Below are 13,292 nucleotides of genomic sequence, written 5' to 3'. Positions count from 1 at the left end.
CACGCCGGCTGCCGGGGGCGCCGCCGCGCGCGAGGCGGCGCCGCCCGGGACCGGGTCGGGCCCGGCCAGACCGGGCTGGAGCCCGGGGACGGTGTCCGCGCGCTGGCCCAGACCGGCCGTCACCGGCCCGGTCGCACCGGTCCGTCGGGGAAGGGCCGCGGCCGAACCGCCGGGGCCGTGTAGCGTTCCGGACATGGATCGGGTTCAGTCAGCCACCCCGCAGCACTCCGCCGGACCGCGCGGCGCCGACCGGACGGCCTCCTCGACCGGGGGCACCGGGCCGGAAGGGGGGCCGGGCAGCCGCCGGGCGGCGGCGCAGCGCCAGCAGATGCGTCAGGACCTGGCCACGGCCGCGATGGAGCTGTTCTCCTCGCAGGGCTACGAGGAGACCACGGTCGACCAGATCGCGGCCGCCGCCGGGGTGGCCCGGCGGACCTTCTTCCGGTACTTCCGGTCGAAGGAGGAGGCGATCTTCCCGGACCACGACGACACCCTCGTCCGGGTGGCCGACCTGCTGGCCAGCGCCGAGCCGGAGGAGCACCCGCTGGACGTGGTCTGCCGCGGCATCAAGGAGGTGCTGCGGATGTACGCCTCGACGCCGGGGGTGTCGGTCGCGCGGTACCAGCTGATCCGTCAGGTCCCGGCGCTGCGCGAGCGGGAGATCGCCGTGGTGGCCCGGTACGAGCGGCTGTTCACCCGGTACCTGCTGGGCCGCTTCGACACCGGGGAGTCCATCCCGTCGGGCTGGCAGCGCGGCGGCGAGGACGACTCGATGCTGGCCGAGGTGTCGGCGGCGGCGGTCGTCGCGGCGCACAACCACGTGCTGCGGCGCTGGCTGCGGGCCGGCGGGCGCGGGGACGTGGAGGCGCAGCTGGACCACTCCTTCGAGGTGATCCGGCGGACCTTCTGGGCCTCCAGCACGCCGGGTGCCAGACGCCGCGGCTCCCTGGTGGCACCGGGTGCCAATGGGGCTCCCGGTGACGTGCTGGCCGAGAGCGCACTGAGTGCCAGTCCTGGAGGTGAGGTGCTCATCACAGTCGCCCGGACGGACGCTCCGCTGGACGTGGTGGTGGACAGCATCCGGGCCGCGCTGAGTGGCGCCAGGGAGTCCTGAGCCCATCATCTAGCCAGGTCAGAGCGATATCGAGGGCCCGCGTCGAGCAGTCGATGCGGGCCCTTTCGACATCCGCCGCAGCGCGTTCAGGGGCCGCTCCAGCGCGCCGGAATTCGTGACACCCGGTGTCTTTACGAGTGGCACAGGGTGCCACTACCTTGTTACTCACCAGTCGCGGCGCCGCGGCTCCCCACCTCGGCGCGCCGTCGTCCGGCGTTCCCACACCCCGGGAGCAGTGCGCGTTCGGCCCGGTCCACCCCGGGCGCCCAGCCCGACCACCCACCACCCACCTCAGCGAAGCCGGTGTCCGCTCCCGGCTACCCCAGACGCCCTGTGCCCTCACACAGGTACGCCTTCGGAGGCAGCCATGCAGGAAATCCTCGACGCGATCCTCAGCAACGACGCCACGTCGGAGGACTTCGCCGCCGTCAAGCTTCCCGAGTCCTACCGAGCGGTGACGCTCCACAAGGACGAGGAGCAGCTGTTCGCGGGCCTCGACAGCCGCGACAAGGACCCCCGCAAGTCCCTTCACCTCGACGAGGTCGCCCTGCCCGAGCTGGGCCCCGGCGAGGCGCTGGTCGCCGTCATGGCCAGCGCGGTGAACTACAACACCGTCTGGAGCTCGATCTTCGAGCCGGTCTCCACCTTCTCCTTCCTGGAGCGCTACGGCCGGCTGTCGCCGCTCACCAAGCGCCACGACCTGCCGTACCACGTCCTCGGCTCCGACCTCGCGGGCGTGGTGCTGCGCACCGGCGCCGGCGTCAACGCCTGGAAGCCCGGCGACGAGGTCGTCGCGCACTGCCTCTCCGTCGAGCTGGAGTCCCCGGACGGCCACAACGACACGATGATGGACCCGGAGCAGCGCATCTGGGGCTTCGAGACCAACTTCGGCGGGCTGGCCCAGATCGCCCTGGTGAAGACCAACCAGCTGCTGCCCAAGCCCAAGCACCTCACCTGGGAGGAGGCCGCCTCCCCCGGTCTGGTCAACTCCACCGCGTACCGCCAGCTGGTCTCGCGCAACGGCGCCGGCATGAAGCAGGGCGACAACGTGCTGATCTGGGGAGCCAGCGGCGGCCTCGGCTCGTACGCCACCCAGTACGCGCTGGCCGGCGGCGCCACCCCGATCTGCGTGGTCTCCAACGACCAGAAGGCCGCCATCTGCCGCGCCATGGGCGCCGAGGCGATCATCGACCGCTCCGCCGAGGGCTACCGGTTCTGGAAGGACGAGCACACCCAGGACCCGCGCGAGTGGAAGCGCCTGGGCGCGAAGATCCGCGAGTTCACCGGCGGCGAGGACGTCGACATCGTCTTCGAGCACCCGGGCCGGGAGACCTTCGGCGCCTCGGTGTACGTCACCCGCAAGGGCGGCACCATCGTCACCTGCGCCTCCACCTCCGGCTTCATGCACCAGTACGACAACCGCTACCTGTGGATGTCGCTCAAGCGCATCGTCGGCTCGCACTTCGCCAACTACCGCGAGGCCTTCGAGGCCAACCGCCTGGTCGCCAAGGGCCGGATCCACCCGACCCTGTCCAAGGTCTACTCCCTGGAGGAGACCGGTCAGGCCGCCCTCGACGTGCACCACAACAAGCACCAGGGCAAGGTCGGCGTGCTCTGCCTGGCGCCGGAGGAGGGCCTGGGCGTGCGCGACCACGCGCTGCGCGAGCAGCACCTGCCGGCGATCAACCGCTTCCGGAACGTCTGAGGCCGACCCGATGACCGATCAGCACAAGCGCGACCGCCCCTGGCTGATGCGCACCTACGCCGGGCACTCCACCGCGAGCGACTCCAACGCGCTCTACCGGCGGAACCTGGCGAAGGGCCAGACGGGCCTCTCCGTCGCCTTCGACCTGCCGACCCAGACCGGCTACGACTCCGACCACCTCCTCGCCCGCGGCGAGGTGGGCCGGGTCGGCGTCCCGGTCGGCCACGTCGGCGACATGCGCACCCTGTTCGACGGCATCCCGCTCGAACAGACCAACACCTCCATGACGATCAACGCCACCGCGATGTGGCTGCTGGCGCTCTACCAGGTGGTCGCCGAGGAGCAGGGCGCCGACATCGCCAAGCTCACCGGCACCACCCAGAACGACATCGTCAAGGAGTACCTCTCGCGCGGGACGCACGTCTTCCCGCCCGGCCCCTCGGTGCGCCTGATCACCGACATGATCGCCTACACCGTCGGCCGCATCCCCAAGTGGAACCCGATCAACATCTGCAGCTACCACCTGCAGGAGGCCGGGGCCACCCCCGTCCAGGAGATCGCCTACGCGATGTGCACCGCCATCTCGGTGCTCGACGCCGTCCGCGACTCCGGCCAGGTGCCGGCCGAGCGGATGGGCGAGGTGGTCGCCCGGATCTCCTTCTTCGTCAACGCCGGCGTGCGCTTCGTCGAGGAGATGTGCAAGATGCGCGCCTTCGCCCAGCTGTGGGAGAAGGTCACGCTGGAGCGCTACGGCGTCCAGGACCCGAAGCAGCGCCGCTTCCGCTACGGCGTCCAGGTCAACTCGCTCGGCCTGACCGAGGCCCAGCCGGAGAACAACGTCCAGCGGATCGTCCTGGAGATGCTGGCCGTCACCCTCTCCAAGGACGCCCGCGCCCGCGCCGTCCAACTGCCCGCCTGGAACGAGGCGCTGGGCCTGCCCCGGCCCTGGGACCAGCAGTGGTCGCTGCGGATCCAGCAGGTGCTGGCCTACGAGTCGGACCTGCTGGAGTACGGCGACCTCTTCAACGGCTCCGAGGTGGTCGAGGCCAAGACCGCCGACCTGCTGGCCGGCGCCGAGGCGGAGATCGCCAAGGTGCTGGCCATGGGCGGGGTGATTCCGGCCGTGGAGTCCGGCTACCTGAAGTCCAACCTGGTCTCCTCGCACGCCGCCCGGCGGGCCCGGATCGAGTCCGGCGAGGACAGGATCGTCGGCGTCAACTGCTTCGACACCACCGAGGAGAGCCCGCTCACGGCCGACCTCGACACCGCCATCATGGTCGTCGACCCGGCCTCCGAGCAGTCCGTGCTCGCCGCCCTGGAGGCCTGGCGCGGGCAGCGCGACGAGGCCGCCGTCCAGACCGCGCTGGCCGAGCTCAAGGCCACCGCGGCCACCGACGCCAACCTGGTGCCGGCCACGCTCGCCTGTGCCCGGGCCGGCGTCACCACCGGCGAGTGGGCCTTCGCCCTGCGCGAGGTCTTCGGCGAGTACCGCGCGCCCACCGGCGTCGGCGGCGCCCCGGTCGCGGTGGCCGCCGAACCCGGCGGGGAACTGGCCGCGGTGCGCGCCGCCGTCGCCGCCACCGCCGAGGAGCTGGGCTCCGGCAAGCTGCGCCTGCTGGTCGGCAAGCCCGGCCTGGACGGGCACTCCAACGGCGCCGAGCAGATCGCCGTCCGGGCCCGCGACGCCGGGTTCGAGGTGGTCTACCAGGGCATCCGGCTGACCCCCGAGCAGATCGTCTCCGCCGCCGTCGCGGAGGACGTGCACTGCGTGGGCCTGTCGATCCTCTCCGGCGCCCACTGCGAGCTGGTGCCCGACGTCCTGCGCCGGCTGCGCCGGGCCGGGGTGCAGGATGTCCCGGTGATCGTGGGTGGCATCATCCCGGCAGCGGACGGCGAGGCCCTCAAGGCCGCCGGCGTCGCCGCCGTGTTCACCCCGAAGGACTTCGGCATCACCACCATCATCGGCCGGATCGTGGACGAGATCCGGCTCGCCAACAAGCTCCAGCCCTGGACGCCCGCACCCGCGCCCACCAGCTGACCACTGGGAAGGAACCGACCCACCCTCATGTCTGCCCACCCGTCGCCCGCCGCCACCTTCAACCGTCTGCGCCCGCGCCGCTCCTGCCTCGCCGTGCCCGGCAGCAACCCGCGCTTCCTGGAGAAGGCCCAGGGCCTCCCCGCCGACCAGGTCTTCCTCGACCTGGAGGACGCCTGCGCCCCCCTCGTCAAGGAGAGCGCCCGCCACCACATCGTCGACGCGCTCAACAACGGCGACTGGGGCGGCAAGACCCGCGTCGTCCGGGTCAACGACTGGACCACCCACTGGACCTACCGCGACGTGATCACCGTCGTCGAGGGCGCCGGCCCCAACCTCGACTGCATCATGCTGCCCAAGGTCCAGGACGCCGAACAGGTCAAGGCGCTCGACCTGCTGCTCACCCAGATCGAGAAGACCATGGGCTTCGAGGTCGGCCGGATCGGCATCGAGGCGCAGATCGAGAACGCCAAGGGCCTGGTCAACGTCGACGCCATCGCCGAGGCCTCGCCCCGGCTGGAGACCATCATCTTCGGCCCCGCCGACTTCATGGCCTCCATCAACATGAAGTCCCTGGTGGTCGGCGAGCAGCCGGCCGGCTACCCGGCCGACGCCTACCACTACATCCTGATGCGCATCCTGATGGCCGCCCGCGCCAACGACCTCCAGGCGATCGACGGCCCGTACCTGCAGATCCGCAACCAGGAGGGCTACCGCGAGGTCGCCCGGCGCGCCGCAGCCCTCGGCTTCGACGGCAAGTGGGTGCTCCACCCCGACCAGGTCGGCGCCGCGAACGAGATCTTCTCGCCCTCCCAGGAGGACTACGACCACGCCGAGCTGATCCTCGACGCCTACGACTGGTGCACCTCCGAGGCGGGCGGCGCCAAGGGCTCCGCGATGCTCGGCGACGAGATGATCGACGAGGCCAGCCGCAAGATGGCCCTGGTCATCGCCGGTAAGGGCCGGGCCGCCGGCCTGGAGCGCACCGCCAAGTTCGAGATCCCGGAAAGCTGAGGCCGACGCGATGCAGTTCGGACGCACCTACGAGGAGTTCGAGGTCGGCGCGGTCTACAAGCACTGGCCCGGCAAGACCGTCACCGAGTACGACGACCACCTCTTCTGCCTGCTCACCATGAACCACCACCCGCTCCACCTGGACACCAACTACGCCGAGCGGACGACGGACTTCGGCAGGAACGTGGTGGTGGGCAACTACGTCTACTCCCTGCTGCTGGGCATGTCCGTCCCGGACGTCTCCGGCAAGGCCATCGCCAACCTGGAGATCGAGTCGCTGCGGCACGTCGCGCCGACCTTCCACGGCGACACCCTCTACGGCGAGACCACCGTCCTCGACAAGTGGCCGTCCAAGTCCAGGGACGACCGCGGCATCGTGTACGTCGAGACCAAGGGGTACAAGCAGGACGGCACGGTCGTCTGCATCTTCCGCCGCAAGGTGATGGTGCCGACCGAGACGTACGTCAAGGAGCGCGGCGGCGAGCAGCCCGGCCGCCCGACTCCCCTCTCCTAGGGGCCCCGAATCCCCTGAGACCCCGGAGGGGCCGGCCGCCGTCATCGGCCGGCCCCCACCCGGAACGGGGGCCCTGCCGCCGCAGCCACGCCGGCAGGGCCCCCGGCAATCCCCCCCCCCGCCCCCTTAAACCTTTCGGAGCCGCACGATGGGACGCCTGGCACAGACCGACGGCCTCACCGAGATCCAGCGGGACATCCTCGCCACCGTGCGGGATTTCGTCGACAAGGAGATCATTCCGGTCGCGACCGAGCTGGAACACCAGGACGAGTACCCGACCGCCATCGTCGAGGGGATGAAGCAGCTCGGCCTCTTCGGCCTCACCATCCCCGAGGAGTACGGCGGCCTCGGCGAGTCGCTGCTCACCTACGCCCTGGTGGTCGAGGAGATCGCCCGCGGCTGGATGAGCGTGTCCGGCATCGTCAACACCCACTTCATCGTGGCGCACATGATCAACGCCCACGGCACCCAGGAGCAGAAGGACCACTTCCTGCCGAGGATGGCCGCCGGGGAAATCCGCGGCGCGTTCTCGATGTCCGAGCCCGGCCTCGGCTCCGACGTTTCGGCCATCTCCACCAAGGGCGTCAAGGACGGGGAGTCCTACGTCCTCAACGGCCAGAAGATGTGGCTCACCAACGGCGGCACCTCCACCCTCGTCGCGGTCCTGTGCAAGACCGACGAGGGCGGCAGCACCCCGTACAAGAACATGACCACCTTCCTGATCGAGAAGACCCCCGGATTCGGCCCGAACCCGACCGTCCCCGGCCTCACCGTGCCCGGGAAGATCGAGAAGATGGGCTACAAGGGCGTCGACACCACCGAACTGGTCCTCCAGGACGTCCGGATCCCGGCCGACCGCGTCCTCGGCGGCGTCCCCGGGCGCGGCTTCTACCAGATGATGGACGGCGTCGAGGTCGGCCGCGTCAACGTCGCCGCCCGAGGCTGCGGCGTCGCCCGCCGCGCCTTCGAACTCGGCATCTCCTACGCCCAGCAGCGCTCCACCTTCGGCAAGAAGATCGCCGAGCACCAGGCCATCCAGTTCAAGCTCGCCGAGATGGCCACCAAGGTCGAGGCCGCCCACCAGATGATGGTCTTGGCCGCCCGCAAGAAGGACGGCGGCGAGCGCAACGACCTCGAGGCCGGCATGGCCAAGTACCTCGCCTCCGAGTACTGCAAGGAGGTCGTCGAGGACGCGTTCCGCATCCACGGCGGCTACGGCTTCTCCAAGGAGTACGAGATCGAGCGGCTCTACCGCGAGGCCCCGATGCTGCTCATCGGTGAAGGAACTGCGGAGATCCAGAAGATGATCGTCGGACGCCGGCTCCTGGAGGAGTACCGGATCGCGGAGTGAGCACCGGGTCACCCCGGCTCGACGAGCGGCCCCCGGGGCGCTCCGGGCCGGCTGGACGACCCCTTCCGAACCGCCGGTCGACGGGCGTGCGGGCCCGTCCCGGCCACCCGCCGTGCCATCACGGCCCCGGCCTGGTCCGCCTGGGTCCGGCACGGCCCTCCGGAAGCGGCCGCAGGGCGTACAGCTGCGGCGACACGCCCCGCGGCCGCTTCCGCACACCCTCGACGGGCCGTGTCCCGCACCCCGGCGGACCGCGAACGGCCCGTTCCGCCCACCGGGTTCCGCCGACAGGCCTGTTGAGACAAGTGTCACCAGCCCCGTCCGGTCCCTTGGGAACCGGACCGGGGCGAGCTACGGTCGTAGAGGTGGGACGCGCACACGCGCTTCCACCGGACACGTGAACGAGCAGGCGGGTTGCCCACCCACCGTGTGCTCCCGATAGCATCCACCGGGACAGCAAGCCGTCCCTCTATTACCCGATCCCGCGGTGGCCCCCGTCCAGCGGCCATGATCCCCCGCGACAAAGGTCTTCGATGCCCATCAGCCCGTCCCCTCACACCTCCGTCACGGACCGCGATGCCCTCGCAGCCACGACGGCCGGTCGGCGACCCCGCGTGACCATCGCGCGCGGAGCCACCCCCTGGTTCGTCCCCACCCTCGCCACGGCCGCCGTGACCACCGCCCTCACCCGGCGCAGCGGCAAGTGGGCCCTGGCAGCGGTACCCGCCTGTGCGCTCGGCGCGGGCATGCTGTGGTTCTTCCGCGACCCCGAGCGTGAGATCGGCGCGGGCAGAGTGATCTCCCCCGCCGACGGCGTGGTGCAGAGCATCGACGCCTGGCCGGACGGCCGCACCCGGGTCGCGATCTTCATGAGCCCGCTCAACGTCCATGTCAACCGCGCGCCCCTGCCCGGCACGGTGACGTCGGTCGAGCACGTCGCGGGCGGCTTCGTCCCCGCGTTCAACAAGGACAGCGACCAGAACGAGCGGGTCGTCTGGCACTTCGACACCGAGCTCGGCGACATCGAGATGGTGCAGATCGCGGGGGCCGTGGCCCGTCGCATCGTGCCGTACGTCGCCGCCGGTACCAAGGTCGAGCAGGGCGACCGGATCGGTCTGATCCGGTTCGGCTCCCGGGTCGACACCTACCTGCCGGCCGGCGTCGAGGTCGGCGTCGAGGTCGGCCAGAAGACCACAGCCGGGGTGACGCGCCTTGACCGTGACTGATCCTGAGACAATCGTCGGCCTGGACGACGAGGAGACGGCCCTGCGCCGTCGCCGCTGGGCCCGCGACCGCGAGCTGCGCGCCCCGCGCTCTCCCCAGCACCTGTCCACCGCCGACTTCCTGACCCTGGGGAACGCCGTCTGCGGCTTCCTGGCGATCTACTCGATCACCACCGGGGTCCTGGTCCCGCACATCACCAACCCGGACGCCGCACCCGACCGGCACAGCGCCGCCACCGCGGTCACGCTGCTGCTCATCGGCTCCATGTGCGACCTCTTCGACGGGCTGGTGGCGCGCAAGCTCCGCTCCTCCGCCCTCGGAGCGGAACTGGACAACCTGGCCGACCTGATCAGCTTCGGCATCGCGCCGGCCTACTTCGTCGCCGTCTGGGGCATGGTCTCGCAGGGCTCCAACAGCAAGCTCTCGGCGCTCATCGCGATCACCGTCCTGCTCGCGGTCGTCCTGCGGCTCGCCCGCTTCTCCGCCGTCAAGATGCGGCCCGGGGTGTTCCAGGGCATGCCCTGCCCGATGGGCGCGATGACGGTCATCGCCATCGTGCTGCTCGACCCGCCGTTCCTGCCCGGTCTGCTCGCCATCTTCGGCGCCGCGTACCTCATGGTCAGCCGGATCGAGTACCCCAAGCCCCAGGGGCTGCTGGCCACCGCCACGCTGTGCTGGATCGTCGTCTCGATCGGCTGCCTCGCGGCCTGGGCGACCGGCCTGCCCGGCGGCGACGCCCTGATGCACGTCGGCGCCTTCGCCCAGATCACGCTCGCCGCGATGGCCCCGCTGCTGGTCATCCGGCGCAAGGTCGGACAGAAGGTCGGCGACGTCCGCGCCAGGCGGGCGGAGTCCCGCCTCGGCTGAGTCGTTCCCGTACGCGAGAGGGGCCCGGATCCAGTCGGATCCGGGCCCCTCTTCGTCGTGCCCGCTCTTCTCCTCGTCGCGCTCGTTCTTCGACGGGCGCTGCTACGCGCCGCCGGTGTGCACGCTGAACGCCGAGCGGCGGGCCGCCCGTGCCACGCCCGGATCCGGGTGCACGCCCGAGACCGCCGTCAGCACCGAGGCCGCCCGCGGGTGCCCCGACTGCCGGGCCCGGGCGAACAACCGCACCGGGTCGCCCGCCGCGGCGCCCTCGACGTGGCCCACCAGCAGCTCCGTCTCGCCGTGGTCCAGCACCGCCGCAGCCGTGTCCACCCACAGCCAGGCCGCGTCCTCCGCCCCCAGCACGTCCGCCGGCGAAACGCCCTCGTCCGAGCGTTCCGCCAGCCACAACAGCGCGTACGGGCGCAGCACCGGCTCGTCCACCGAGGCCCGCACCGCCTGCTCGGCCGGGCCGCCGGCCACCCGCAGCGCCTCGAAGGCCAGCCCGCGCACCAGCGCGTCGTCCCCCTGCGCCGCGTCCAGCAGCTCCGCCACCGCCCGATCGGCCGGACGGGCCGCCACCCAGGCGCGGAACTCGGCCCGCGCCGGGCCCGGCGAGTAGTCCGCGCAGGCGTTCAGCAGCTCGAAGGCGCTCTGCTCGATGTGCCCGGCCGCGGTCTGCGCGACCGTGCAGATCTCCTCCAGCTTCGCCCGCACCGCCCAGTGGCCCAGCGGCGACAGCTCGGCGGCCTCGTCCCTGCGGACCACGGCCCCGACGGCCGCCAGGCCGTCCAGCATCCAGTCCAGGACCGCGGCCACGTCCGCCGGCGACGGCGGGGTGTCGATCTGCGGCTCCCGGCACGTGCCGCGGACCGCCGAGACCGCCGAGGCGGCGTGCGGCACGGGCGACAGGCCCGAACCGTCCGTGCCACCCACCCGGCGCTCGTCCAGCCCCCGGCGCAGCAGCTCCAGCAGTTCGCCGTCCGACACCGGACCGGCCACCAGGTGCAGGAACGACAGCAGCTGCGGCGCCTGGTCCACCGCCTGGCCGGCCAGCACCGCGAACACGCCCCGCAGGGCGGCGGGCGGCACCGGGGCGAGCAGCGTCCAGGCGTCGAACAGCGCCGACCAGCCGCGGACGACCGCCTCGTCGTCGTGCTCCCAGGCGTGCAGGCGCCAACCCGGGACCGCACCGCCGTCCCTGGCCTCCACCAGGCCGACCAGCAGCGCCTGCCCCCACGCCTTGGCGGCGGCGCCGACCGTCATGGCCAGCGCCCGACCCGCCGCACGGGCGTCATCGGGCAGCAGCTCGCCCCGCTTGTCGACCTCTTCCAGGTCCCCCGCCCAGCGGGCGATCCGGACGGCGTCCACCAGCATCCGGCGGGCCAGCGGCGCCAGCTCGGCCGGCGCGGGGAAGCCCTCCGGTACGGGAACCCTCCCCCGACCGGGCGCCGCAGCGGGCCCTCGTCGGCGGGGTACCCCGGCCCCGCCCGGCTTGCCGGCGGCGGGCCGGTGGGCCGTACCGGGGAGACGGGTCACCGTCGCACCAGTACCGATCGTCGGAGGGAGCGGGGCATCACGGTCGCGCGGATTCCGAGACGTCACGTCGAGCAGTCTTCCCCTTGTACCGGCCTTCTGTCACATCCGGTTGGCTGTACGGACGGGCGGCCGTCGACGGCACCTCCCCAAGATCGGGCAACAATCGGGCAACAGACGCAAACCGCCTGGCCGGAAACAGATGGCGGGGTCATGCCATCACGGCTCGACCCTTGCGGCGGCGGTCGCGCTACCCGCCCGGCCGGTCACACTCCGTGGCCGACAGGTGAGGTCCGGGTTCCGTACGGAGGCCCCGCGGGTGTGACTTCTCGCGCGGGGGGGGGCTGGGTTCAGAGAAGGGGGGTGAGCCAGCGGCGGAGGAGTTCGGTGTAGTGGGTGGGGGCGGAGTTCCAGAGGGTGGCGTGGTCGGCGCCCGGGAAAGGGCGGAGGCTGACCACACCGGGGCGGGCGGCGGCGAGGCGCTCGGCGGCGCGGAAGGGGGCGACCTGGTCGTCGGGGCTGTGCAGGACGAGGGTGGGGACGCGCAGGTCGGCGCCCTCGGCGATGCGGCTGAAGTCGGCGAGGTCGACGCCGGTGCGGCCCTCGGCGGCGAGTGCGCCGAGCTCGGCGGCGGCGCCGGTGTAGCCGGCCCGGGCGGCGCCGCGGCGGGCGGTGGCGGGCAGGTCGAGGACCGGCGAGTCCAGGACGAGGCCGCTGATGGCATGGGCCCAGGCGGAGCGGGAGGCCGTCTGGAGGGCCATGGTGGCTCCGAGGGACCAGCCGTACAGGATGACCCGGCCGGCGCCGCTGTCGAGGGCGAGCCGTACCGCCGACTCGACGTCGCGCCACTCGGTCTCGCCGAAGTGGCCGAGCCCGTCCGGCGAGGCCGGGGCGCCCTGGTCACCGCGGTAGGTGACGGCGAGGGCGGGCAGGGCCAGGCGGTCGAGGACGGGGAGGACCGGGAGGGTCTGCTGCCGGTCGGCGCCGGGGCCGTGGACGAGGATCACCCAGGTGCCGCGTTTGCCGTCGAGGCGCCAGGCGGGGAGGGCGCCGAGTTCGCCGTCGGCGGCGGTGTCGGTGAAGGGGAGGCCGAGCGCCTCGGTGGGGTCGCCGAGGTGGACGCGGGGGGTGAAGCGGACCTCGGTGCCGGGGGTGAGGGTGCCCCGGTCCGCGCGGACGAGGCGGCGGGTGACGCCGTTCTCGTCGCTGTGCAGGACGTCCTCGACGACGGCGTGGCCGTGGTCGTCCCATTCCACGGCCCAGCGGCCGGGGCGCAGGCTCTCGGGGCGGCGGTTGAAGGTGATCCGGCCCGCGGCGAGGCTCCGCACCAGGACGGGGCCGGACTCCCGGGCGGCGCTCGCCGGGTGGACCAGCCGTTCGGAGGCCCGGCGGCCGATCACCAGGACGGCGGCCCCGGCGCCGACGACGGCGGCCGCCACGACGGCCGCGGTTCCCCAACGCATATCGCTCCCCGCTCTGCTGGTCTTGGACCGGACGGTGTCCGGGCGGTGTCCGGGCACCAGTTCACCGGGGGGCCGCGCGGGCGGCCACCGGGCTGGGCCGTCCGGGGCACGGCGGGGCCTCGGGCTGGGCGGGCGTCAGGCAGGGCGGGGCGGGCGGATCGGAGGTGGCGACGGGGCTCCGAGGTGTGACCAACCCCTCCGTGACCTCGGTTGACTCCCGGTTCGGCCGCGTGATGGGATCCTGGGGCCAAACGGAGGCATGCAGAGGAAGCCGGTGCGAGTCCGGCGCGGTCCCGCCACTGTCACCGGGGAGCACGCTCGGAACATTGCCACGGCGGACCGTCAGAAGCCGCTGGAAGGCCCGGGGGTGCGTCCGACCCGGAAGCCAGGAGACTCTCGCCCCCGGTACGTCGATCCAGGGCGCGGACCCTGAGTGAGGACACGCACGCGATGCAGGCTGCCCCGCCCCGCC

At 72.4% G+C, this 13,292-nt stretch carries 10 protein-coding genes and 1 riboswitch; of the genes, 8 read left to right on the top strand and 2 right to left on the bottom strand.

Features of this window, described 5'->3' with window-relative positions; genetic code table 11:
• Positions 1-193: 193 nt before the first annotated feature.
• From ACIO9K_RS30325 to ACIO9K_RS30290, 8 genes are all read left to right on the top strand, one after another.
• Positions 194-1,114: a TetR family transcriptional regulator gene (locus ACIO9K_RS30325; protein ID WP_400334732.1), complete on the top strand. Its 921-nt coding sequence runs from the start codon at positions 194-196 to the stop codon at positions 1,112-1,114.
• Between the two features lie 367 nt (positions 1,115-1,481).
• Entirely contained in the window at positions 1,482-2,819 is a 1,338-nt protein-coding gene (ccrA, locus tag ACIO9K_RS30320) for a crotonyl-CoA carboxylase/reductase (RefSeq protein WP_363618575.1), read from the top strand.
• A gap of 10 nt (positions 2,820-2,829) precedes the next feature.
• Positions 2,830-4,857, top strand: a complete 2,028-nt coding sequence (locus ACIO9K_RS30315; protein ID WP_363618577.1) for a protein meaA — start codon at positions 2,830-2,832, stop codon at positions 4,855-4,857.
• 27 nt (positions 4,858-4,884) lie between these two features.
• On the top strand, positions 4,885-5,868 hold the full coding sequence (locus ACIO9K_RS30310) for a CoA ester lyase (protein WP_363618579.1): 984 nt from the start codon (positions 4,885-4,887) through the stop codon (positions 5,866-5,868).
• 10 nt (positions 5,869-5,878) lie between these two features.
• Positions 5,879-6,382, top strand: coding sequence for a MaoC family dehydratase (locus ACIO9K_RS30305; protein ID WP_363618581.1), 504 nt, complete (start codon positions 5,879-5,881; stop codon positions 6,380-6,382).
• A 148-nt stretch (positions 6,383-6,530) separates the two neighbouring features.
• Positions 6,531-7,733 (top strand): acyl-CoA dehydrogenase family protein, encoded by a 1,203-nt coding sequence (locus ACIO9K_RS30300; RefSeq protein ID WP_400334729.1) that lies wholly within the window; start codon positions 6,531-6,533, stop codon positions 7,731-7,733.
• Between the two features lie 533 nt (positions 7,734-8,266).
• Positions 8,267-8,959, top strand: a complete 693-nt coding sequence (locus tag ACIO9K_RS30295) for a phosphatidylserine decarboxylase (protein WP_363580583.1) — start codon at positions 8,267-8,269, stop codon at positions 8,957-8,959.
• A complete protein-coding gene (locus tag ACIO9K_RS30290) occupies positions 8,946-9,824 on the top strand; it encodes a CDP-alcohol phosphatidyltransferase family protein (protein ID WP_030059975.1) in 879 nt (292 codons plus the stop codon). Before ACIO9K_RS30295 ends, ACIO9K_RS30290 begins: the two co-directional genes overlap by 14 nt.
• Positions 9,825-9,926: 102 nt before the next feature.
• On the opposite strand, the gene ACIO9K_RS30285 is transcribed toward ACIO9K_RS30290, so the two are convergent.
• Positions 9,927-11,360 carry a hypothetical protein gene (locus tag ACIO9K_RS30285; RefSeq protein ID WP_363580581.1) on the bottom strand — a complete coding sequence of 478 codons (1,434 nt, stop codon included), beginning with the start codon at positions 11,358-11,360 and terminating at the stop codon, positions 9,927-9,929.
• 347 nt (positions 11,361-11,707) lie between these two features.
• A complete protein-coding gene (locus ACIO9K_RS30280; RefSeq protein WP_400334726.1) occupies positions 11,708-12,820 on the bottom strand; it encodes an alpha/beta hydrolase family protein in 1,113 nt (370 codons plus the stop codon).
• Between the two features lie 263 nt (positions 12,821-13,083).
• Positions 13,084-13,216, top strand: a riboswitch (cobalamin riboswitch).
• Positions 13,217-13,292: the final 76 nt, after the last annotated feature.

This window comes from Kitasatospora sp. NPDC087271 (genome assembly GCF_044744605.1).
GTDB lineage: Bacteria > Actinomycetota > Actinomycetes > Streptomycetales > Streptomycetaceae > Kitasatospora.
This window is presented reverse-complemented; position numbering and strand designations above follow the sequence as displayed.